This is a genomic window from Bowdeniella nasicola, from assembly GCF_900107735.1.
Classification (GTDB): Bacteria; Actinomycetota; Actinomycetes; order Actinomycetales; family Actinomycetaceae; genus Bowdeniella; species Bowdeniella massiliensis.
Map to the genome: position 1 here is coordinate 16,048 of NZ_FNQV01000009.1, position 24,930 is coordinate 40,977.

Genomic DNA, 24,930 nt, shown 5'->3' on the forward strand with positions numbered 1-24,930 from the left:
CACCACCAGACGTACGTCACAGCGCGCGGCCAGTAGCGTACGGTCGAGGTATGAGGTTCAACGACGTTCCCCGGCTCGGTATCGGCACCTGGATGATGGGCGATGACGCCAGCAAGCGAGACGATGAAATCGCCGCAATTCGCTCCGGCCTCGATGCCGGACTGCGCCTGATCGATACCGCCGAAATGTATGGCGATGGCCGCAGCGAAGAACTCGTAGGCGAGGCTATTGCGGGTCGCCGCGATGAGGTCTTCCTCGTGAGCAAGGTGCTCCCCGAGAATGCCAGCCACGATGGGGTACGGCGATCGCTGCGAGCATCACTCGAGCGACTCGGAACCGACTACCTCGACTGCTACCTCCTGCATTGGCGCGGTGCCGTGCCGCTTGCGGAGACCGTTGCCGCTTTCGACGAGGCCGTCTCCGAGGGCCTAATCCGGTCCTGGGGTGTGTCGAACTTCGATCCCGACGACCTTCACGAGCTCCAGACGATCTCGGGAGACTGCGCCACCAACCAGGTGCTCTACAACCTGACTCGCCGCGGCCCCGAGGTCGATCTCTTCCCACTCATGCGGATGCTTGGCATGCCCGCGATGGCCTACTCCCCCATCGAGCAAGGGCGGCTCTTTGACGGCGAGCGCGGCGAGCGGCTCGCCGCCATCGCTTCCGAAGCCGGGCTCTCTTCCGCCGTTCTCGCCCTGGCGTGGGTCATGCGCGACTGCTCGACCATCGCGATCCCAAAGACACGCTCGCCCGAGCGTATGCAGGAGAACGTCTCTGCGCTCGATCTCGAGCTCACCGATGATGTCCTAGCCGCCCTGGAGGACGCCTTCCCGGCCCCGGAGCGATCGGGCCCGCTCGAGACGATCTAGGATTTCTCGGCCAACCGTCCGAGCCAGTCGACCAGGTTTCCATTGGCGACCTGACGCCAAAGCGAGCCCGGGAAAACCTTGTCCAGTGCGACTACGCCCGAGATGAGCGCTAGCAGTTCCTGCTCAGAGGCCGCCGTCACTCGCTCGGGATCGCCCGCGAACTCCATCGGAGTCGATCCGAGGACTCCCATCGGATCCTCAATGCCAAACTTCATCACCTCGCCGGTAAACTCCGCGAGGATTTGCTGTGCTTCCTCGTCGATCTCGGATGCACCGCGACGGGTTTCGAGGCGTTCCTTGAACTTGATGAGTAAGGCGTAGGTAGATTTAGCTTCTTCTTCCTGCCGTTCGCTGGCGTTCTCACTCTCAGTTGGCCGGAGAGTAACCAAAACATCCTCGGCATCGAGGTCTAGGTACTCGAATAGGCGACGCAAAGTGAGGACCTTTTCCCTCGTCGAGGTCTGGAGGTTCCAGTAAAAACCGTTGTCGATCTTTGTCAGCTTACGCCCCATATTTGGTTCGCTACCCACATGGAATTCAACGAATTTCTGCGCGAAAGCGAGCACACGTTCTCGATCGATACGCAGTAGTTCCTTCATTAGGACCTGCGCGAATTCAGTCCAAGAAGCGACCGTACCCTGAACCTCGTTGAACTCGAACGCCACGATGACTCGGTTGGTGAAGTTCGTATCTCCTCCCAGCGTCTCTACTGGCAGCTGTGGGGCAGGAGGCTCGAAGGAGGTTTCGGGGTAGCGCCAGTACTTTAATGCGTCGTTGACCAACCGATCGGTCCTCGCCTCCATGGCGTCGAGGTCCCAAACTTCAGCCGTCTTCAACTCCCGATTGAGCCGGTATGGAGAGTCCAAGAACCCGTTCTCGATCGATTGCTTCTTTTTGAACGAGACGTTTGAGTACTTCGAGTTGTAACCAGTGACGGTGAGATTGCCTAGACGATGCAGCCAGTTCTCGTGGATGACATCGGCCTCTGCTCCGAGATCTCGCCGCCAGCTGTCCGTGAGAGTCTGCGGCATGATGTGCTCGACAGAAAGTTCGCCATCTTCGAGTCGCTTGACGATGTCGCGAGAATCCCGGGAGTTCAGGTTCTCTAGACACTCAAAGAGGTAATTGCGCCATTCCCGCTTGGTCTTATAGAAGTCACGCGTCCGTAGCGCTTCGGTGAATGCCGCATCCGCAGGGAACGTTCCTGTTCTCGTGCGGCGGCGAAGGAGATATGCAAGGACGTCCACGAACGAGTCCGAGTCGCCCTTGAGTCGCGTGAGCTCTCGATAGGCGGTTGCAAAAATCTTGTTGAGCGCGTGCGTAGGGATGGAACAAGCCCACCGTCGGAAGAGGTATGACTCAATAATTCGCAAGCTCTCAACAACATCGTGCTCACTGATTCTTCCATGACGCCAATCTGAGAACGTCGGCAGGAGGAACGGGAGAACAACTTCAGCTCGGAGGATGTTATACCGCTGCAGTCTGTGGTTGACGGCGTCACTAGCGGTGTCGGCTCTGCGAATCTGACGATAGATATCGGCGTATTCGCGGATTGGCGCTAGCAACTCACGACCAACTGCACCTTGGTCGCGCGCGTACCGTTTGAACTCGTCATACACGGCGCTGATCGTAGGAATCCGCGTGGTCTTGGCTGTCAGATACCAGCGTAAGAAGGCAGTGGTGTCGTACTCGACGTTCTGTTCGATGCGATTCCAATAATCTTCGTAGACAACTGTCTGCTCGTGGACGGGTAGACCCATGAGAACAAAGTTGCGGACTTTGTCAGCTTCACTCAACGCCAGTCCTGTCGAGTTCAGCGATTCAAAAATGCGTTGGGCGTCGTCGTGTGCCTCAAGATCGAGGATCATCACTTCTAGGCGTTCAATTCCTCCCCACAACTGTTGAGGGGTAACCTCCAGCTCGGGAATCCGCTTCATGAAGTATCGGTAATTCGCCGTGAGGTTCGACGTCTCGATGAACTCATCTTCTGGACCGTACAGCCGCCGGTACGCCTCCGCGTCGTGTTTAACGGGTTTCAGCCGGAAGCGCGGGTTATCAGTTGAGTCACCGGAGAGGAGATAGTTGCGCTGAATCCGTCGCGCGAGGCCGCTATCGCCCTCACCACTGTCGCGAATGGTATGGACAATCGCGAGCATCAGGAGGCTCACCGTGGTGAGCCGCTGCTGTCCATCGATGACCACCCAGGTGAAACTGTCATCCGGCTTTCCGACAAGAGCACCAAAGAAGTGTTTCGGCTGATCGGTCAGAATGAGGTGTTCTAAGTCCACCAGAAGCTGCTCACACTGCTTGATTCGCCAGTCATAATTCCGCTGATACACCGGGATGATGAGATCGCGATCAACATTTCCGTACGCCGAGAGGATCGGGCTGACTTGTCCACGCATGCCTTCAAGGCTAGGCCATATAAGAGATGCGCAAAGTCCCCTCAGTCAGACACCGTGTCGAACTGAGGGGACCTCGCTAAGTTGGCACCCGGTCAGGAGCGCAGCTCAGCCCCAATCCGGGCCTTGGCCGACTTGATGACACGATTGCGCACCTGGTTGATGTCCTCTGCAGTCAGGGTTCGATCCTGGGCACGGATTCGAAGGGCCACCGCAATCGAGTAGTGGCCCTCGGGGATTCCGGCACCACGGTAGATGTCGAACGTGCGGACCTGTTCGGTCAGTTCCTTCGCCGCCTGGCGCACCACCTGCTCAACCTCAGCGGCGGTGACGGAGTCTTTCACGACAAACGCGAAGTCCTCCTTCGCGGGTGGGAAGGTCGAGACGTGGGATACAAGGTGAGCACCATCTGGGATCTGTGCCAGGAGTGCATCAATGTCGATCTCGAACGCACATGTGCGGGCAGGCAGCCCGAGCTCGGCGCATACATCAGGGTGGAGTTCGCCCGCGTGACCCACGACGATGTCACCCGCCCTGAGCTCGGCGCACCTACCTGGATGGAACGGGACATACTCCGTCTTCACCGGGGTCAACGGCACACCGACCGTGTCTCCGACGATGGTGGTGAACTCAATGGCATCCGCCCAGTCGTAGGAGCGCGACGATCCAAGGGCTGCGCCTTCTGAAACCGGCCCGGAAAGCACGCCTGCCACATGCCACGGCTGATCCGGAACGACAGCAGCGATCGCCTCCAGGTCGGCATCGCTTGGACGCGCGCCGACCGCAGGAAGCGGAGTTTCCTTCAATTCCTTCGGCAAGACGACAGTGCCAAGCTCCATGATCGCGACGCGCTCGAGTCCCCGCGACACGTTCCGCACAGCTGTGTCCAGCAGGGTCGAGAGCAGATTAGACCGCAAGTATGGGGCATCATCGGCAAGCGGATTGGCGAGCTTCAGACGCTTGAAACGCGAGTCTCCCTCAGCAATGCCTAGCCGATCCGCTCCCGTGAACGGGAAGGACAGCACCTCGAGGAGGCCATGCTCGGCTAGCGAACGGGCGATCGCGCGACGCCGGGACTGGTCTGCGGTGAGGCCAGAGCCAACCGGAGCAGTGGGAACAATCGATGGGATCTTGTCATAGCCGACAATGCGGGCTACTTCTTCCACCAGATCCGCGCCGCCGGAAAGGTCCGGTCGCCACGTAGCAGGGGTAACCTGCCAGCGATCTCCTCGCTCGACGGTGCAACCGATGGCTTCGAGAACCTCGGCAATGCGGTCATCAGAGAGATCGAGTCCCGCGAGCCCGGCGACCTGAGCCGGATCAAAGCTGATCGGCTCGGGAGCGGTCGTATTATTGACGTCGCCTACGGCAGGATCAGCGGTCCCGCCGCCAAATTCGACGAGGAGATCGACCACACGCTGTGCCGCAACGGGCGGGAGCTCCGGGTCGACACCGCGTTCAAATCGCTTAGCAGCTTCACTCGGGATCTTGTGGCGGCGGGCGGTACGCGCGACCGAAACCTGGTCGAAGTGGGCAGCTTCGATCAGCAGGTCCGTGGTGGACTCGCTTACCTCGGTATCCGCTCCACCCATCACGCCGGCAAGGCCCAGTACCCGTGCGCCCTCAGAGTCGGTGATGAGGAGATCCTCGGGGTCGAGCTTGCGCGTGATGTCATCGAGGGTCTCGAAGGACTCCCCTGCTTTCGCTCGCCGCACGACGATGGGGCCGTTCATCTTGTCCAGGTCATAGGCGTGCAGTGGCTGGCCCAGATCGAGCATGACGTAGTTGGTGATGTCGACTGCCAGGCTGATCGGACGCATGCCGGCCGCTGTCAGTCGATCCTTCATCCACTTCGGGCTCGGTTTGGTTGGATCCACGCCCCGCACGATGCGGGTAACGAAGCGATCGCAGCCAACACTGCCGTGAATCGGTGCGGCATCCTCTATGCGGACTTCGTACCCGTCTGCCGTGGCCTCGGGAACGTCGACGCCGAGAGCCGGATCGTTGAAGGTGGCTCCCGTCGAGTGACCGTACTCGCGAGCGACACCGCGCATCGAGAAGCAGTACCCGCGGTCCGGGGTCACGTTAATCTCGAGGAGTTCTCCGCCAAGCCCGAGCAGTTCGAGGGCCGATGTGCCGGGCTCCGGAATATCCTCGAAACGCTCGTTGAGAACGATGATGCCATCGTGGTCGTCACCGAGGCCGAGCTCCTTATCGGAGCAGATCATGCCATCGGACCAGTGCCCATAGGTCTTGCGGGCGCCGATCTCGAATCCTCCCGGAAGTGTCGTCCCCGGAAGCGAGACGACGACGTAGTCGCCAACGCCGAAGTTGTGGGCACCGCAGATGATGCCGCGGCTCTCGAGCTCGCTCGGCTCCTTGCCGGTCCCTGGAGCGACATTGTGCTCGCCAACATCCACGCGGCAGTAGTTAACGGTCTTGCCGTTCTTGTGGGTTTCCTTCTCGCAGGTCAGGACCTTGCCGACAACGAGCGGGCCCGAAACTGACGGAGGATGAATTTCCTCTTCCTCGAGACCTACGGCAACGAGTGCGGCAGCGAGTTCCTCGGCCGTCGTTCCTGCGGGAACATCAACGTGCTCGCGAAGCCAATCAATGGGTACGTATGGCATGTCTTAGATTCCCCTTGCATGCGAAGTCGGGCCGAACTGAGTGGTGAAGCGCATGTCGCCTTCCACCATGTCGCGCATGTCGTTGATCTCGTGGCGCAGCATGACGCCGCGCTCGATTCCCATGCCGAAGGCGAAGCCGGTGTATTCCTCGGGATCGATGCCGCAGGCGCGCAGCACGTTGGGGTTGACCATGCCGCAGCCACCCCATTCGATCCATCCGGCGCCGCCCTTCTTCTGTGGGAACCACAGGTCGAGTTCAGCGCTCGGCTCGGTAAAGGGGAAGTAGGAGGGGCGCAGGCGTGTATGCGCTTCTTCGCCAAACATCCATTTCGCGAAATGATCCAACGTGCCCTTGAGGTGGGCCATGGTCAACCCCTTGTCGACCGCGAGCCCTTCCACCTGGTGAAATACCGGGGCGTGGGTCGCATCGAGCTGATCTGAGCGGAAGACCTTGCCTGGGCAAGCGATGTACAGCGGCGGATCCTGCTTGAGCAGGGTGCGTGCCTGCACCGGTGAGGTGTGGGTACGCATGACCAGATGGGAACCGGGGGCATCCACGAAGAAGGTGTCCTGCATCTGGCGAGCCGGATGGTCTGGCCCGAAGTTCAGTGCATCGAAGTTGAACCACTCGTGTTCCACCTCGGGGCCCTCGGCGATCTGCCAGCCCATCGAGGCAAAGAAGTCAGAGATGTCGTCCATGAGCAGGCCGATTGGGTGGCGCGCGCCGTGCGCCAGCCGGCGAGCCGGAATGGTGACATCCACGCTCTCTTCAAGCAGAACCCGCTCTGCTTCCTGCTTCTTCAGCACACTTTCACGCTCGGCGATGGCCTTGTTGACCCGACCGCGGGCTTGGCCCATGCGCTTTCCAGCAGCGGCACGATCCTTCGGATCCAGCGACTTGATCTGGCGATTAGCGCCAGCAAGCGGCGACGCATCCGCAGCGTGCGCGAGACGAACAGCCTTGAGGCTCTCGAGTGAGTCAGCTTCTTCGATCGCTGCGAGAGCCTCAGCTACCGCAGACTCGACGCCCGCTTCATCCAGCGGGCTCAGCGGAGTATCAGACATGACGACCTTTCGTGGGTTCCACCGTGCAGTTTAGCGCCAAACTTCAATAGGATCTGTTCGCATCCACTCCTCTAGATTGAGGCAGATCACCGCTATCCGCTATGAATGCGTCACTGTAACCACGGCCTGCTTGCTTATGGCCCCTGACCTAGACTGGGGTGGTCGTAGTAATACCTGTCTCACAAGGAGAGTGTGTGAGCACTGCAGCTCCCGTGGCGAACTCCGCTCCAAACGTTGCTCCTGGGTCGGTTGTTCGAGTGCGAGACGAGGATTGGCTTGTCACTGGAACCGAAGCAACCGCGTCCGGCACCCTCATCCAAGTCCGCGGTCTGACTGAGCTGGTTAGAGGCACCGAGGCCGCTTTCTATTCCGATCTCGACCGAATTGAAGTTGTTGACCCCCGTAACGCAAAGATCATCGCGGATGACACTCCCCGCTACCGCAAGACACGACTTTTTCTCGAGACGACTCTTCGCAAGACCCCCGAGCCGGCTACCTCAGCCGCTCTGACAGTTTCCACCGGAATGCTGGCCGAGCAACTCAACTATCAGCGGATCGCGGTCGCCAAAGCGCTCGATCCCACGAACATCCGTCCTCGCATTCTCATTGCAGACGCCGTGGGTCTCGGTAAGACTCTCGAGATCGGCATGATCCTGTCGGAACTCGTCGCTCGCGGACGCGGTGACAACATCCTGATCGTGACTCCTCGGCACGTCCTGGAGCAGATGCAGCACGAAATGTGGTGCCGTTTCGCCCTGCCATTCGTGCGCCTCGACTCGCAAGGCATCCAGCGGATCCGTCAACAGATACCGGCGACCCGCAATCCCTTTACCTACTTCAAGCGCGCCATCATCTCGATCGATACTCTCAAGACGCCCCGCTACCGCGAGCATCTCAAAAGGCGACGCTGGGACGCCGTTGTCATCGACGAATCGCACAACCTCACGAACACCGGAACCCTGAACAACGAGCTCGCACGTATCCTCGCTCCGCGGACAGATGCCCTAATCCTCGCCTCTGCGACCCCTCACAACGGAAAGAACGAATCCTTCGCCGAGCTCATCCGGCTCCTTGATCCAACTGCTGTGAGCCCGGATGGCGAGATCAATGAAGAAGCAGCGCGCAAGCTCATCGTGCGCCGCCACCGCTACAGCCCCGAGGTCGCATCCGAGGTGGGGACCGATTGGGCGGAGCGTGCCGAGCCGTTGAACCTCCTGGTTGATGCCTCACCCGCAGAGAATGCCGTTGCTCAGGATCTCGCAGACACCTGGCTCTATTCGAAAACCACGTCACCGTCGTCGAACCATCTTTTCGGTTGGACCCTTGCCAAGGCCTTCTTGTCGTCTCCTGCAGCGCTGCGCGAAACGATCGAAAGTCGGCTCCAGCGCATCGACGTATCGGGCGATCAATCCGCGAGCGCCGATCGCGAGGTTAGCGCCCTGAGAAGACTCCTCATATTGGCCGAGGAAGCTGACGAATCAGTGAGCGCGAAGTTTGAAGCTCTTGTCGACCATCTGAAGGACAAGGGGGTTGGCCGAGGCTCGGATACCCGTGCCGTGGTGTTCGCGGAACGAATCGCTACGCTCAAATTCCTGCAAGAGACTCTTCCGAAGAGTCTAGGTCTGCCCGCTGGCGCCATCGGTCTGCTGCACGGCGGCTTGAGCGATGTTGAGCAACAGGAGATTGTGGAGGACTTCAAACGGGGCACGTCCGAACTTCGAGTTCTCGTTACGGGCGATGTGGCTTCCGAAGGCGTGAACCTGCACGCGGAGTGTCACCTTCTCGTGCATTACGACATTCCCTGGTCGCTGATCCGGATCGAACAGCGCAACGGTCGCATCGATCGCTACGGACAACGACACACTCCAGAGATCGCTACGCTCCTGCTGCAACCGGACTCGGAAAAGTTCTCGGGTGATATTCGAGTGCTCACTCGGCTGGTCGAAAAAGAGCATGAGGCGCACAAGATTCTGCCAGACGTGGCATCGATCATGGGGAAGAACTCCATCAAAGCGGAGGAAGATGCCATCGCCAAGATGCTCGCCGAAGGCCGGGACATCGAGGAGACGATCCCAGAACCTGTTGGTGATTTCTTTGATGAACTCCTTGCGGGGCTTGACGGGGACGAGGATTCCTCGAACCTTTCTGATGTCGTCGTCACGTCTAACGGTCGGCAACTCTTTGATTCAGATCTTGAGTTCCTTTCCCAAGCACTTGGTGAAGCATTCGGCGACCCCTACGAGAAGGTCGATTGGGTGGTCGACGACGAGCACGACGTCGCTAGCCTCACTCCCCCGGCAGACCTGCGGAGGCGACTGACATTCCTTCCCCAGGATTACTTGAAAGAGCGCCGAGTCGCGGATTCGCTTCGGCTGGCAACGTCACCCGCTACGGGCAAACGCTCGCTGCTGAGCGCTCGGCAGTCTGACGAGACCAACTGGCCGGCAGCACATTTCCTTGGGCCGTTACACCCCGTTCTGGACTGGGCCTCCGATCGGGCGCTCGCGTCAATGGCGCAAAACGAAGTCCTCGCCATACGCGGGGACGTGGAATCTCCAGAGTTCCTACTATTAGGCACCATCACCAATCAGCGCGGTCAACTCCTCAATCGCACTTTCATGACAGTCTCGGACGGCTTCGCTCACCCGATCCGGGACATCGGAGAGTACTTGGAGTCAATCGGGTTGACATCGAGAGCTGCCAATCCCGGTCCCGTGGACACAGCCGATCTCGGCTCACTCGTTGGTCCGGCTATTGATGCCGCGGAGGGCCACTTGGGCATGATGTACGACGGCCTCGCAAACCAGTCCGCTTCCCTCTTGGCTGACTGGCTCAAGCGTGCAGAGGAATGGAATGCGGAGGCTGCGGGGCTAGTTCAGCGCCGTGAGGTTCAGGATCGTCGGGAACGCGTTCGTGTGGAACAGGAACTGGCTCGGCAAATGGCTCCTGCGCAGAGCATCATTCGTCCACTACTTGTCGTCGTTCCGCGCGAAGGAACTGGAGGCGCAGCATGAGCGAGTTCGATTCGATAGTCAACGTCGAAGAGTGGATCAGCGAGCATTACTTCACCGCCGACAAAGGCGCTACGTTCGCGAGCGCACAGGCGGACCTCGTTAAGACCTGGAAGGCCGATAAGGCGGACGGGTACTCCACGCCGATCACCCGGTTCTCCTCCCAACGCGCAGACCTTCAAGCGAAACTCGCGACCCTCGACGAAGCTGGCGAGGATGCGATCCTTGACGTTTCCGCACAGCTGCGTGGAGTTCTTGGCTTCGGGCAGCAGCCAGAGATTCTCACGTTTGAGCGTGGCAGCACGGATTACGAAATCACCGGAGTGGTCCTTGGAGGCGACCGTGAGGTCCTGTGGCTGACGGCTACCCCTGCCGAGAGCATCGATGATGTTTTTACTTCGTCATATCTGATTGGCGTCCATCGGGTCGATGGCAAGGATCGACTTGAACCAATTGGGAAGGTGCTCTCGGAGCTCTATCTCTCCTCGCCTTCGCCACAATTCATCGTTGTTTCTGCTGGTTCCTATCTCTTCTTGACGGACCGTGAGCGCTGGCCGGAAGGCCGCTATCTCGGCGCTGATGTTCAACTCGTAGCCGAGAGAAACGACGCGAAGGACAAGGGCGAGATCAACCGCTTTCTCTCGATCTTCTCGAGGAACTCTCTCGTCCCGGACTCTGACGGCACTATCTGGTGGAATGTACGCCTGGAGGAATCTCGTGAGCACGCCGTCGGTGTTTCAAAGGATCTCCGCGATGGCATTCGTGAATCGATCGAGATCATCGCGAACGACGTTCTGGTTCGGCGAACTGCTCGTGGGCTAAGCAATGATGACCTTGATGGCCAGGAACTCGCTCGACAGTCGCTGCGCTATCTGTACCGGATTCTCTTCCTGCTTTACGCCGAGGCTTCCCCCGAACTTGGAGTCCTTCCGAAAGGTGCCGGCGAGTACGACGCCGGGTATGGACTGGATCGGCTACGCGAACTCATTCAGGTCGAGCTTTCCAGCTACCACTCTCGTAGCGGCACTCACATATATGAATCGCTCGCCTTACTGTTCCAACTCGTCAATGGCGATCACCCGTCGCAACGTCGGTCTGGCACCGAATCGGACGAAACTGAAGGTCTCACCTTCGAGCCACTCAAAGCTGACTTGTTCCAACCCGAGGCGACCTCGCTCATCGATGACGTGGGATTGTCGAATGCTGAGCTCCAACGCGTTCTTGAAAGACTCTTACTCTCCAAGCGTTCATCCAATGACCGTGGTTTCATCTCCTACGCCAATCTAGGCATCAACCAGTTAGGCGCGGTCTATGAAGGACTGATGAGCTATACAGGATTCATTGCCAAGGAAGACCTACGAGAAGTCGCCAAAGACGGGGACGCATCTGCTGGCTCGTGGGTGGTTCCCGTACACCAGGCAGATGACATTGAAAATCGACACCTCGTCACGCGTCTTGATGACGTCACAAATACCCGTAAACCGGTACTCCATAAGAAGGGCAGCTTCGTTTTCCGGCTCGCTGGTCGTGAGCGGCAACAGTCAGCGTCGTTCTACTCACCGGAAGTGATAACCCGATTCGTCGTATCACAGGCGCTCGAGGAATTGTTGACAGAGGACACAGCCGCCGACGACATCCTAAAGCTCACCGTCTGCGAGCCAGCGCTCGGATCTGGCGCCTTCGCTCTCGAGGCTGTGAGGCAACTAGCGGCCGAGTACCTGGAGCGGAAGCAGAAGGAGCTCGGGGAAGAGATATCTGCAGAGGACTATCCACTCGAGCTGCAGAGGGTGAAGGCCCACATCGCCCTTCACCAGATCTACGGAGTGGATCTCAATGCCACAGCAGTCGAACTCGCGGAGGTTTCGCTGTGGCTCGACACGATGCTTCCTGGGCTTCACGCGCCATGGTTTGGTCTCCATTTACGGCGAGGCAACTCCCTCATCGGGGCCAAACGAGCGGTCTATTCTCCCCAACAAGTTGCGAAGAAGCTGTACCTAACCGAAGCCCCGCGTGACGTCCCGCTTAGTGGTCTCGCGAACGCAGCGCTCGATGGGGCTGACAACGCTATCGCTGATGGGATCCATCATTTCCTCCTGCCTAGCGAAGGTTGGGGTGCCGCGGCGGATGCCAAGGAGCTAAGGGGCATCGCAGACGACGAAGTGAAACGCCTCAAGGAATGGGTGCGCTCGATCCGGGTCAAACTGTCCAAGGCTCAGGTGAAAGAGTTGAAGGGGCTCGCTAAACGGGTCGAGACTTTATGGCGGTTTGTCCTCTACCGACTTTCAATAGCCGAGTCGGAAGCTCGAAGGTTCATTGACTACTGGCCGCATCGTCGCGAGTTCACTCAGAACAGAATCACTCGCGAACAGATCGAATCGAGTCTTCGTGATCCCAACGGGGCGTATATGCGCCTACGCCGAGTGATGGACGCATGGTGCGCCCTCTGGTTCTGGCCACTTCAAACGGAGATCAATCCACCCAGTTTGGAGAAATGGATCGAAGCATTAAAAGACATCCTTGGAACTCATGTTGATGCCACCCAGCCAACGTTCTCTTCAGCATTAACGTGGGACGATCTGGGCGAGGCTGAAACGCTAGATCTTGAGCTTGCGGGATCGGCGGACACAACTCGACTGTCGGACGCATACCCATGGCTAAGAGTTTGTGACAGCGTAGCAAAACGCCAGGGTTTCTTCCATTGGGAACTGGACTTTGCCTCCGTCTTCTCGAATGGTGGGTTCGACCTTCAAGTCGGAAATCCGCCTTGGGTGCGCCCTCGATCCGACATGGACGCTCTATTTGCAGAGACCGACGTTTGGTTCCAACTCGCACACCGCCCCACCCAGGCAGCAAAGCGAACGCGTCAGCAACGTGCCCTCGAGCAACCAGGAGCTCGGGAATCAATCATCGAAGCTGCCCCGGAGATACCGGTGACCGCCGCATTCCTTGGATCTCCAAGTCAGTACCCGCTACTGAGAGGGTTGCAGCCTGATTTATATCGGTCCTTTATGTCAAAGACCTGGCAGAATATGGCAGCTATTGGCGTAGTTGGCCTCGTTCATCCAGAATCGCACTTGACGGAGAAGAAGGCCGGTGCGCTGCGCAGAGAGACCTACTCACGTCTGAGAAGACACTGGCAATTCCTGAATGAATTAATGCTCTATGAGATCAGCAACCATGTAGTATACGGCATTCATATCTACGGGCCCCGTCTTGAACGCGCTTCCTTCATCACTGCAAGCTCGCTCTACCATCCCGAAACCGTCACCCGATCTCTCAAACATGATGGCAGCGGCGAAATCCCTGGCTTGAAGGATTCAAACAACGAGTGGGACCGTCGTCCGCATGCAGAGAGGCTCATCCGAGTCGACAACGACGTATTGGAAGCTTGGGCAAGCATCTCAGACAAACCTGGCACACCTGCCGAGGAGGCAACGATGCTCTATCCCGTGAACCGAGCGAGTACAGAGGTGCTGAACAAGCTCGCTCATGCCCCACGAGTCCGGAATCTTCATCTCCAGTTCTCGCGCGGTTGGGACGAAGCAATGGACCGTAAGAGGGGATATTTTGAGGTTGGAAGCAAGGTAAACGTGTCATGGGATGACGTCATCTTGCAGGGTCCTTTCTTCAGCATTGCCAACCCATTCTTTCAAGAAGCCAATCCCTCGATGCGGAGCAATCGGGACTACACCGAATTGGACCTAGAAGTGCTACCGTCCAACTTCATTCCGCGCACAAGCTACCAGCCAAATCGGGATGGCGATGTCGATTACGACTCCAACTACGGCACTTGGACACTCCCTGATGGTTCCAAGAAGCCCGTCAGAGACTTTTACCGCCTAGCTTGGCGCAATATGGCTGCCGTCACTGGAGTTCGCACGTTCTATCCAACGGTAATACCTCCTGGAGCAGCGCACGTGCACGCCGTCTATTCTGCCGGCGGCTTCGCGAATGCAACCGAACTCTTAGGGCAACTAGGAATTGGCGCGTCACTTCCGACCGACTTTATGGTGAAAGCGGGTGGAGCATCGAAAATCAGCTTTGATCTCCTCGAGCTGATGCCCCGGTTTAATGTAGGTTCTCCTGCCTCCTCCATCATCGTCGGGCACGCTTCTCGTCTAGTGTGCGTCTCTTCTGTTTTCGCGGAACTGTGGGAGGAAGCTATGGGCACGCCGTGGACTTCAGCCTCTCCCGAACGCAACGCCCGCGAGCGCCGCCAACTCTTGGTTGAGCTCGATGCACTCGCAGCCCTGGAACTAGGCATCACCGCGGATGAGCTCTGCACGATCTATCGAACACAGTTCTCGGTTCTTCACCACCGCTACGAAAAAGTTGACCGTTACGACGCGAACGGGCGAAAGGTCCCGAGGGAAATCGTGAAGCTGTGGGAAAAGGTAGGCGACGAAGGCCTCACGCGCGATGACCGGACGTGGACACACCCTCAATCTGGCGTGACGTACACGTTCGAACTGCCGTTCGTTTTGCTGGACCGCGAGGAAGACATGCGTGCGGCTTACGCTAAGTTCGAGCCCCTTCTCCACAAGGACCCTGAATGAGCGAATTGTTGCCGACGCGCCTAGCTTCGCAGATCACCCATGGTCTGACGGACTATCTCGCGACGACGTTCGCCTTGTCTAACACAGGCGCGCAGCGCGCTGTCAACGAGTTCCTGACATCCGGAAATACCGGCATGTTCAAGGGACCCTTCATTCGGCTACGTCTCCCCTACGAGCCATCGACGATTGATCCCCGTTCCGCACTCGAGTACCTACCCGAGGGTTTCGTCCCGTACGGTCACCAAGCGGCGGCATTCGCACGGCTCAAAGCGCAATCCCCTAACGGCGGGTTCCGTCGGCCGGAACCCATAATCGTCACCACAGGTACTGGCTCCGGAAAGACCGAAGCGTTCCTTTATCCGATTCTCGACCATGTCCTGCGGGCACAGGCCGCCGGGATTTCAGGCATCAAGGCACTCATTCTCTACCCGATGAATGCCCTCGCGAACGATCAGGCACATCGATTGGCGGAGTTGCTTTCTTCCGACGCTCGTCTGAGCAGCGTGCGGGCAGGTATCTATACAGGAGAAGAGGGACCGGAATCCTCCCGGGTCACACCAACGTCCCTCATTACTGATCGCTACGTGATGCGCACAGACCCGCCAGACATCTTGCTCACGAACTACAAGATGCTCGACATGCTGCTCCTCCGTGAGGAAGACTCCGCGCTGTGGGAGGAGTCTGCAACATCGTTGCAGTACCTCGTACTCGATGAATTCCACACCTATGACGGGGCTCAAGGAACCGACGTCGCCATGCTCTTGCGGCGCCTCGGTGCACTACTGAAGTCGTATTGGCCAAGCGACCTTTCGCAGCTGCCTTACCCACCGACCGAAGAGGATCGCAAGCGCCCCCTCGGACGGATCACACCCGTCGGAACCTCAGCGACCCTCGGCTCCGGCGACGGAGGAGAAGCAATGCTTCACTTCGCGCACACGGTTTTCGGTGAAGAGCTCGAACCGTCCGCTCTCGTCACCGAAAGCAGGATGAGTTTCGAGTCGTGGCGAGCCCTGTCACCAGAATCGGAATCCGGAACTCCGGTAGCGACTGACGTCATTTACGGGCAGATCCCCGAACTCCTCAAGCAGGTTCATGAGACCCCGGTTGATGACCTCCCCGAGCTACTCACCCGGAAGCTCTTCGAGACTCCCCCAGCGAATCTTCTTGCCGGCGTGCGGCACCACCCACTGATCGAACAGCTCGCGTGTATCACTGTCAATGCCGTACACATCCGCGACATTGCGTATGAGCTGTTCCCCGATCGAGTCGGAACAATCTCGCACGCCGAAGTCACCGAGTTCGTCGAGATTCTTGTCGCGTACCTTTCACATATCCGCGCGCGGTCCGGCCGGGAGGCTCTCGGAGTAGAAACCCACCTCTGGGTGCGAGAGCTCAGCCGGATTGACGCCGCCGTCGACGTCGGCCACGTCTACCGGTGGAGCGACGACGGTGTTGCCGACGATGACACCGCTCTGTACCTACCGGCGGTCTATTGCCGCCATTGCGGCAAATCTGGGTGGGGAGCAATCACCACGGCTATCGATGATGAGATTGGGACGGCTCCGTCGAAGATCCGCGAAGAGGCCGCGCGGCGTTCCTCTAGCTTCCGCGCGCTCATGCATGCAGCCGGCGAAGCAGACGCTGCACTAAACGAAGGCCAGAACTCCCGCTCGATTCGCGAAACCAACCTCCGCTTCTTCCACACCGTGGATCGCAAACTCACCACCAATCTTCCGGACTCGAACGATCGCGATTTCCAGGAAGGGCGAATCATCCCAGTCCTCACGCATACGGGACCGACCGCTGGCGACCAATCCACCGACCAAGCCTGCCCCGCGTGTTTTGCTCCCGATGCCATTCGATTCGTCGGGTCTGCGATCGCGACCCTGACCTCGGTGGCAATCTCGAACATGTTCGGAAATGCCGAACTCGATGCCGGCGAGAAGAAGGCGCTGGTCTTCACCGACTCCGTCCAGGACGCTGCCCACCGCGCGGGGTTTATCCAATCGCGAGCCCACACGTTTGCGCTCCGCTCCCAGATCCGGCGGACCTTCACTGAAGGTGAGGTCAAGACCCTTGCCCAAGTCGCGGATGACGCCCTCGGACTCGCTCGCTTCGGCGACGCTGACGAGAAATACGCGATCATTCCGCCAGAACTTGTTGAGCGTCCCGGTTTCAGGGAGTTCTGGGCCGTTGGAGCCGATGCCCGTGCCGTAGCGAGTGCCCGCAATCGGGTCCTCAAGCGATTTCAGTTCGATGCTGCGCTCGAACTCGGTCTCCAATCGAGGCTCGGCCGTACCCTCGAGCTCACGGGATCCCTCGTGGCCGAAGTGGATATGCCCCCCACCCTCATCCTCGATATCGCGAACGAGCTGTGGGACTCACTGGGTGTCCTTGATGTTGCTCGTCCTACCGACACGCAGTTCCTCGCGTGGGTCCGCGGTCTTCTTATCCGCATGCGGATTCAGGGCGGCATCTTCCATCCCTGGTTGGGTCGCTATATCCGTTCCCACGGTCGGCGTTACCACCTTTGGGGCGGTCGCTATCGAAACGAAGGAATGCCAGCGTTTCCGGCAGGCCGACCGGCACCGGCATTCCCGATCGTTGGAGCAACACCATCTGACTCGGGTCTCGACCCGGTTGGCCCACGGTCTTCGTGGTACGCCGACTGGACCTCACGTGTTCTCAGCATTCCGAAAGATGACGGCGGCCGTCTCGCTTCAGCGCTGCTGCCGGCCCTTGCAGAGAACGACCTGTTGAAGAAGTGCGAAACCGAAACCTCCGCTACGGTGTACGCGCTCGACCCACACAGCATTTTCCTATCCGTGCCGACGGATCAAGGGCTTGCAGACCGCGACAACTCGCTGCAATGCACCGTGTGCCAAACCAAACTCTTCGGCACTCTCAACACCGTCAAGCAGCTCGATGGATCCCCCTGTCTACAGCTGCGCTGTCCCGGGATCCATGTTCGATCTGAAGCCTCGCCGGACAATTACTACCGGCAGATGTATGCGACAGCTGGCAAGCGAGTCGTCTCTCGCGAGCACACTTCGTTGTTGCCCGATGATGTTCGTCGCAGCTATGAAGATGCGTTCCGTGCCGAGGACCAAAAACCAGACGATCCCAATGTGCTCGTTGCGACCCCCACGCTTGAGATGGGTATCGACATTGGCGACCTCTCATGCGTGATGCTGGCGTCTATGCCGCGTACGGTTGCGAACTACGTCCAGCGTGTCGGCCGAGCTGGTCGCAAGACCGGTAATTCTCTTGTGCTGTCTTTTGTACGAGGGCGCGGCGAACACCTCCCAAAGCTCTACGACCCGCTGAGCATTATCAATGGCGAGGTTGCTCCGCCCTCAACGTACTTAGAAGCCGAGGAAATCCTGACCCGGCAGTTCACCGCGTTCGTGGGCGATACCTACGCTCGCGCAGCTGAATTCCGCCAGCCTCGTTCTGCGATCGGGGCTCTGCAGTGGAAGAATGACCGCGATTATCTGCCTCAGTTGGCCGCACTCGTCGAGCGTTCAGGCGACCAGTTGCTTGATACCTTCATCAACCAGTTCGGCCCGCACCTGTCCCTCGAGGCATCCAACCGACTTCGATCCTGGGCGCACAACGAGCTGCCCGTTCGGTTGGAACAGGCGAGCGCTGACTTCCAGCGGGACCTGGAAGACCTCCGCCACCGCAGAACCGACATGGACAAAGCAATCCTCACCCTCCAAAAGGAATTCGAGGATACGGTTAGCGTCTATCCGGAAGACTCACCCGAAGTCAAGAAGGCGGAAAGCGACCTGAAATCCTCCCGTGCGCAGGCTTCCCGTATCGGTGGGCGCCTCGCGGGGATGCGCAAAGTCTTCTGGATCTCAGCGCTCGAAGCCTACGGGGTCTTCCCCAACTACACGCTGGTGGGAGACTCAGTCGATCTCGATCTGACCGTGATTTCTCGCGACGAAGATACTCAAGAGTTCAAAGCCACCCCGCACGAGTACAGTCGAGGAGCGTCCTCCGCAATTCAGGAACTCGCCCCCGGATCGACCTTCTACGTCCAGGGCATGGAAATTGCTATCGATGCCGTGGACCTCGGCCCGGATCTCCGCGACGCCGAATACTGGCAGATGTGCCCATCGTGCGGCTGGCGCCACTCCGTCACCCTACTGAGCGCATCTCCCCTCACGTACGGCGGACTTGCCACGCGGTGTATTCGCTGCGGCGCCGGAGGTATCAACGACACCGGCAACGTTTACGACGTCATCGTGCTGTCGAAGGTCTCCGCCGAAGTTCGGCGCGACGAAGCCTCGATCTCCGACTCGACAGACGACCGCAAGCGCGTCAGATTCGAGATCGCGCCGATCGCCGATATCAACGACGCCTACGTCGAAGGTCCTTGGCAGGTCGACGCGACTGGGTTCGGCTCCGAGTACCTCCGCAGCGTTGACATCACCTGGCTGAATCTCGGCCGACAAGGCGTAGGCGGAAAATCGTACGAAATCGCTGGCAAGAAGATCACCGCTCCCCTGTTCCCGCTGTGCGAATACTGTGGCAAGCTCGACCCGACTGCGCGCCACAACTCCCGGGATAATCACCGGTTCTGGTGTAAGTACCGCAATGCAACGGAAGAACACACCCGCCCACTCGTTCTCGCCCGCAAGCTGTCCACCCAGGGAGTGAAACTCACCCTGCCACCACAGGCCTCCGCTGCGGGACAGTTCTCAGTACCGACCCTTCACGCCGCAATCCTGCTCGGCCTGAAGGAACGACTCGGCGGAACACCGGGGCATCTGCAGATCATCAGCGTCCCAGATCCGAAACAGCCCGCCTCACAGTGCTTCCTCGTGCACGACACCGTTCCGGGCGGGACGGGATACCTTGCCTCGTTCAAGAACCCAGAAGTCATCTTCGATGTCCTCGCTACCGCGTGGCGCATCTGCCGTGACTGTCCCTGCCAGCTCGATGACCGCCGGGCATGCCATCGTTGCCTCCTGCCCTATGCGCCTAACCAGCAAGAAGACAATGTCTCCCGTCTTGAGGCGTTGCGCGTTCTCGGCTTACTGCTCGGAGTGGACGAAAACCACCCCGATCCTGACCCAGCGCGCTGGAACGTTCGCTTTGGAACAGTCGATCCCTCGCGTGGTGAGAGCCCGCTGGAAATACGCTTCCGCGAAGCGTTGAAGGACCGCCTCAAGGCATCGAAAGCGCAGGTGGAGGCGACACCGACGATCGTGGGCGAAAAGCTCGTCTTCACGTTGAAGGGGAAGCGCTGGAAACTCGATCCGCAGGTGACCATCGAAGGTACCCGCCCCGACTTCGTGCTCTCGTCCGAAGATACGAATATCCCCAAGATCGCGATCTACACAGATGGATTCGAGTTCCACGCCACCCCGGCCCATAACCGCGTCGGCGATGACGCGATCAAGCGGGAGAACCTGCGAGCTAAGGGCATCATTCCCTGGGCCGTCACCCTGCAGGACATCGAGCGCTTCGCGAGCAAGAAGTCGAGTCAGGACTGGAAGGCAGCCGCGGGAGTCGAAGAGCGGATGCTTGATCTGCTCATGCAAAAGCTTGGCCTCGATTCCAAACTCGTCGCCGCGATTGGCACCGGCACCATGGGCCTGTTGTGGGAGTGGATGCTGAATCCCGGCCTGGACCGCTGGCGCATCCTCGCAAAGCGCCTGCCCGCTTCCTTCTTCAACTCCGGAGCGCTGCCACCGGCACTGGAGCCCACGGCTCTCGCCCCGGGACTGGACCAGGCAACGGCGACACTCCTTCAATCCTTCCTTCTGACCAAGGAAGCAGACCGGCGCCTCTGGGGCTTTACTACTCCGCACCTCGTGTTCCGCAGCTCCTCGGCCCGCGATGGCAGCCGAAATCGAACGGTTCTACACCTGGAGGATGGAGCCGTCGGCGATGAGGACTTCCGTGCCGCGTGGCAGCAGTGGCTACTGTGGTCGACTCTGCTGGCCTTTACCGAGGCCCCTGACGAGCTTCACGCCGTCACGACGTCCACTGCCGACTTCCTGCTTCCCGCGCTCGATGAAGCCGAACCCGAGGAGAGTTCCGCCGAGGCAGAGTTCTCGCAGGAGTGGGTCGACCTCATTTCGGATGCGTACGACGACGAGAAACCACTCCTCACAGCTCTTGCGGAATCAGGCGCTCCCCTGCCGGAGGTTGGCGAAGAACTCGCAGGCCTCTCTACCGTCGTGAGCTGGCCCGATCGCCACATTGCCGTGCTTTACCCCGAGGACATTGGCACCCTCGATGCGCCCGAGTGGGCCGTACTAAGCCTTGACGACATCGACGGCGTCGTGGCCGCCGTTTGCAGGAAGGAATCGTAATGCCCTACGTCACCATGGCCTCTCACCAGAGTAAGGTCGACGGCTCAATCAAGAACCAGGTGCTTGACTTCCTCCACAAGCTGCAGAAGGACGACACGACTCCCGGCCTCCATATCGAGCCGATGATCGATGCCCGAGACCGGCGCGCCCGCACTGGCCGAGTCTCCAAGCAATACCGAGCTGTCCTTTTCCGGCTAGATTCCGGCGGTCAGGCGCACTACATCTATCACGGCACCTACAACCACGACGACGCCATCCGCATCGCTCGCAACACGATCCTCGACTTCAACCTCGCGCTCGGCATGCCCGAGTTCCGTTACGAAGAGCCCGTGGAGACCCCCGAGCCGGTCTTCACCCCGCGCGTCACCTACGAACAGACCGCGCCGACGGAGCCGATCGCGCCCGAGTGGGTCAATCACCTGCCCGAGAACTGGGACACCGAGAGCCTCATTGAGACCGGTATCTCGGAGGCCTTCGCGGCACCTGCGCTCGCCGCATCGACACCGGCAGAACTGACTGCCGTGATTGATCGTGCCCCCGAAGCCCAAGGACTCATGCTCCTCGGCCTAGCAACGGGCGACTCGCTCGAGGCCGTCCGCACCGATCTAGGCCTGCCTGCGACCCCCGCGACGGATGATTCCGACGACTCGATCGTCGAAGCCCTGAAGTCGTCCTCCGTCGGATTCGTCTACGTCGGCGAGAGCCCCGACGAGCTGCGCGAAGCCCTCGAGTCGATGGACATCGATCGCTGGCGCGTCTTTCTCCACCCCGAGCAGAAACGCTACGCCGAAGGATCGTGGAAGGGTGCCTATCGCCTCTCCGGCGGCGCCGGCACCGGCAAGACTGTCGTCCTGCTGCACCGCGCCCGCTACCTGTATCGAGGAGAGCCGGACTCTCGCATCGTGCTGACGACCTTCACCCGGACGCTCGCCGACTCGCTGGCTGAGAACTTCTCGCGACTCGCGCCCAAGATCCCCCAAGTTGGTCTGGGCGAGCCTGGCGTCGCGATCACCGGAATTGACCAGATCGCTAGCCATGTCCTTGCCACGGCCACGGATGATGAGAAGCAGCTCGCCGCCGAGCGTGTCCTCGGCGTCGCCGCGACCATCGGCAACCAGCGCGTGACCAACGCGAAAAAGGCCTGGGACGACGCCGTCGTCATGGCCGACCCGGACGTCACCGAGGAACTAGCCAACCCTGCCTTTCTCGAGCAGGAGTACGTCTACATCGTCCTGGCCAACCGCATCCTTGACGAGCGCAGCTACGTCCGGGTCGCCCGCACCGGCCGCGGCACGCCACTGAATCGCCGCCAGCGCCAAGAACTGTGGAAGGTTTTCGCCCAGTTCCGTGCCACCACCCAAATCGATGGCCAACTCTCCTTCCCCGAAGTCGCCGCGCTTGCCGCCGAAATCCTCGAAGCGCGCGAGGCCCCCATCGCCGATCACGTCCTCGTCGACGAAGCCCAGGACCTCAACCCGTTGCACTGGCAGCTCCTGCGTGCCCTCGTCGCCGAAGGACGAAACGACCTCTTCATCGCCGAAGACTCCCACCAGCGCATCTACGGCCATAAGATCACGCTCTCGCAATACGGCATAAACATCCGCGGTCGCGCCCGCCGCCTCCGCCTGAACTACCGCACCACCGCGGAAAACCTTGCCTACGCCATCTCCATCCTCGACGGCAACGCCATCACCGATCTCGAAGGTGAAGGCGAGCGCAGCGATGACTACCGCTCCGTGCGCTCCGGCCCCGCCCCACGCATCCTCGACGTCAGCAACGCCGACGATGAGATGATAGCCGTCGCCAGCGAAATCACCCGCTGGATCGACGACGGCGTGAAGCCCGAAGCCATCGGCGTCCTCGCCCGGGCCGAGTCCCGCGCCCGCGATGCCGCCAGCGCCCTCGTTGATCGGAATATCCCCGCTAGCCAACGCAGGCGCGACGCCGAACTCACACCCGGCCAGGTCCCCGTCATGACGATGCACTCCGCCAAGGGCATCGAGTTCCAGCACGTCATCGTCCTCGGCGCCGGCAGCGGTGAGATCCCCGCGCCGTGGGCCATCGACCGCCTCACCGAGGCTGATCGCGAGGATGGCATACTGCGCGAACGGTCCCTTCTCTACGTCGCCGCTACCCGCGCGCGTGACGAGCTTGTCGTGACGCGGCGAGCAAAAGAAACTACAGATAGGTCCAGAAGTGAGTAACGCCGAGTTCACTGCCGTGGGAACAGCAACTTGTCTTTTCGCAGAATCTCAACATCTGGTGCCGAGCTTCAACACCTCAGATTCGGGGCCTTTCACAGATGGCCATATCGATCTATATGAAGGAGACTCACGAGCTAAGGATACATTTGTAGGTCGATTAGATGTCCAAATTAAAGGCAGAAAGCGCCTTGGGAAGACTTTTAGTTTAGATCGCGCCACGCTGGAAGGATTCCAAAAGCTGGAGACTGTGCTTTTCGTAGCCATACGCGTCGACCCTCAAAAGACCTCCCAGAAAAACATGTACGCTCTCCTTACTCCCCCTTTGATCTGTAAACTACTATCGGAATCAACCAATAAATTCAGAATACCCCTAAAACAACTCCCGAAACATCCCGACGAACTCAAGCGTATCGTAGAGTTTGGGATATCCACGAAGCGGCTTAGGGAACACCCAAATAAAGACCCCTTGGCTTCTTTGACAACTTTACAAATCAAATCTGCCCAGCCGATCAACTACACAGAAGATGAAATATTTCTGACTCCGGAAACTGCCGATTTTTATATGCTCGACGGCGAAAACGAAATCGAAGGATTTGCATTTTACACTCCGGTCGTCCTCCGAAGGATCCGTAGCATAGGCACGATAACTATACAGGTCGGCGAGATCAAATTGGAGACAAGAGGTGAGATTTATGAGAAAGAAAAGCTACTTGTCTTGCGCCTTACAGACTGGGCGACGTTCAAGATTTTCGACAATAGAGCCAAATTGGAGCTCGCCCCTCATCCTAACGTCCCATATATAGAAATATATCAAATATACACCTTAGTTAACGCGCTGCTTGACACCGGGACAATCACTGTGAACGGAATACCGCACCGCTACAAGTCAAACACACCACAAGACTCCGACGACATCTCCGCACATCTGGCCAATCTGAGAGAACTACAGGAAGTCGCGAATGAATTAAAGATCGACACCACAATCTTGTATCCAGCACGAATACTAGCTTCCGAGTGGAACTCAATACATGCTATTCATGGATACTTCTACCGCGGACAACCGCTCAGCAGACCAATATCTGGATCATCACGGTTTCAACAGAGTTTAGGCGGATTAGAATTAGCACTCGTTATTCAGGCCGACGAAGGAGAAGACGTTAAACTTGGCAGCCTTTTCGACTGCGTATTGTGGATCGAACATGACGGTTCTGCAGACAATAACTCTGGGTTCTGGGCTACCGGATATGACCTGCTCACGCAAGAAGAAATCGAGCGTTGTGGAAACCTCTGCCCCGACCAGATCGTTTCGGCATACTCAAGGCTTCCTAGCACTCCCAATAACACTTCTAGACTAGAATGGCTAATTGAATATTTATTGCGCTGCACTGGCGAGCACACAACGCCTAATTACCATGCGGCGATAGCGGCAGAAGTAGGATCAATGGCACAGGGCGCTGGATTGCGGTCCATTGGCATTGCAGTACGAACTCTGCAAGCAGTCTCAATGTTACGTCCGCTTGATAGCAAAGAGTTAGACCTGTTGATTTCATTGCGTAAAGAGATAGTCACAAAGCCGACAATCGACGATGACCTGGATAATCTAATTACTATATCAGCTCTCCTGGGCAGTCGATTGGAAGTCGAGCGACTATTAGATGGTCTGACGCACGATAAGATTGAGGAATTCTGCGAGTTTTCCTTTCATCGGTTGCTCAGTAATGCACCTGACGACGCACCTTCCGTTTAGTCGCCGAGATGCTAAACCGCTGGCGAGCGACGATAGAACCGGACTCCCATGGGCCACTGCTCGTAGAGTTCCGCTAACCCTATCCTCGCAGCACGATCCCGCCTCTTCAGGGGG

General features: G+C 58.9%; 9 protein-coding genes. 6 read left to right on the top strand and 3 right to left on the bottom strand.

The window, feature by feature from the left end; all coding sequences use genetic code 11:
• The first annotated feature begins 50 nt into the window (after positions 1-50).
• The gene (locus tag BLU67_RS07710; protein ID WP_092564643.1) at positions 51-869 is read left to right on the top strand and encodes an aldo/keto reductase; all 819 of its coding nucleotides are present in this window, start codon (positions 51-53) and stop codon (positions 867-869) included.
• Here BLU67_RS07710 and BLU67_RS07715 read toward each other — a convergent pair.
• From BLU67_RS07715 to pheS, 3 genes are all read right to left on the bottom strand, one after another.
• Positions 866-3,274, bottom strand: a complete 2,409-nt coding sequence (locus tag BLU67_RS07715; RefSeq protein ID WP_092564645.1) for a DUF262 domain-containing protein — start codon at positions 3,272-3,274, stop codon at positions 866-868. The two genes, BLU67_RS07710 and BLU67_RS07715, sit on opposite strands and share 4 nt — an antisense overlap.
• Positions 3,275-3,366: 92 nt before the next feature.
• Positions 3,367-5,901 carry a phenylalanine--tRNA ligase subunit beta gene (gene pheT, locus BLU67_RS07720; protein ID WP_092564647.1) on the bottom strand — a complete coding sequence of 845 codons (2,535 nt, stop codon included), beginning with the start codon at positions 5,899-5,901 and terminating at the stop codon, positions 3,367-3,369.
• A gap of 3 nt (positions 5,902-5,904) precedes the next feature.
• Positions 5,905-6,966 carry a phenylalanine--tRNA ligase subunit alpha gene (pheS, locus tag BLU67_RS07725; RefSeq protein ID WP_092564649.1) on the bottom strand — a complete coding sequence of 354 codons (1,062 nt, stop codon included), beginning with the start codon at positions 6,964-6,966 and terminating at the stop codon, positions 5,905-5,907.
• Between the two features lie 257 nt (positions 6,967-7,223).
• Here pheS and BLU67_RS07730 point away from each other — a divergent pair, with 257 nt between their 5' ends.
• Genes BLU67_RS07730 through BLU67_RS12105 form a run of 5 tightly spaced genes read left to right on the top strand, consistent with a single transcriptional unit; the run spans position 7,224 to position 24,816 of the window.
• Positions 7,224-9,980 (top strand): helicase-related protein, encoded by a 2,757-nt coding sequence (locus BLU67_RS07730; protein ID WP_092564651.1) that lies wholly within the window; start codon positions 7,224-7,226, stop codon positions 9,978-9,980.
• The gene (locus BLU67_RS07735; RefSeq protein ID WP_092564653.1) at positions 9,977-14,533 is read left to right on the top strand and encodes a DNA methyltransferase; all 4,557 of its coding nucleotides are present in this window, start codon (positions 9,977-9,979) and stop codon (positions 14,531-14,533) included. The genes BLU67_RS07730 and BLU67_RS07735 overlap by 4 nt, the downstream gene beginning before the upstream one ends.
• The gene (locus BLU67_RS07740; protein WP_092564655.1) at positions 14,530-20,865 is read left to right on the top strand and encodes a DEAD/DEAH box helicase; all 6,336 of its coding nucleotides are present in this window, start codon (positions 14,530-14,532) and stop codon (positions 20,863-20,865) included. The genes BLU67_RS07735 and BLU67_RS07740 overlap by 4 nt, the downstream gene beginning before the upstream one ends.
• A complete protein-coding gene (locus BLU67_RS07745) occupies positions 20,865-23,069 on the top strand; it encodes a 3'-5' exonuclease (RefSeq protein WP_092564657.1) in 2,205 nt (734 codons plus the stop codon). Before BLU67_RS07740 ends, BLU67_RS07745 begins: the two co-directional genes overlap by 1 nt.
• Positions 23,062-24,816 (top strand): hypothetical protein, encoded by a 1,755-nt coding sequence (locus BLU67_RS12105; RefSeq protein WP_143027373.1) that lies wholly within the window; start codon positions 23,062-23,064, stop codon positions 24,814-24,816. The genes BLU67_RS07745 and BLU67_RS12105 overlap by 8 nt, the downstream gene beginning before the upstream one ends.
• The last annotated feature ends 114 nt before the right edge of the window (positions 24,817-24,930 follow it).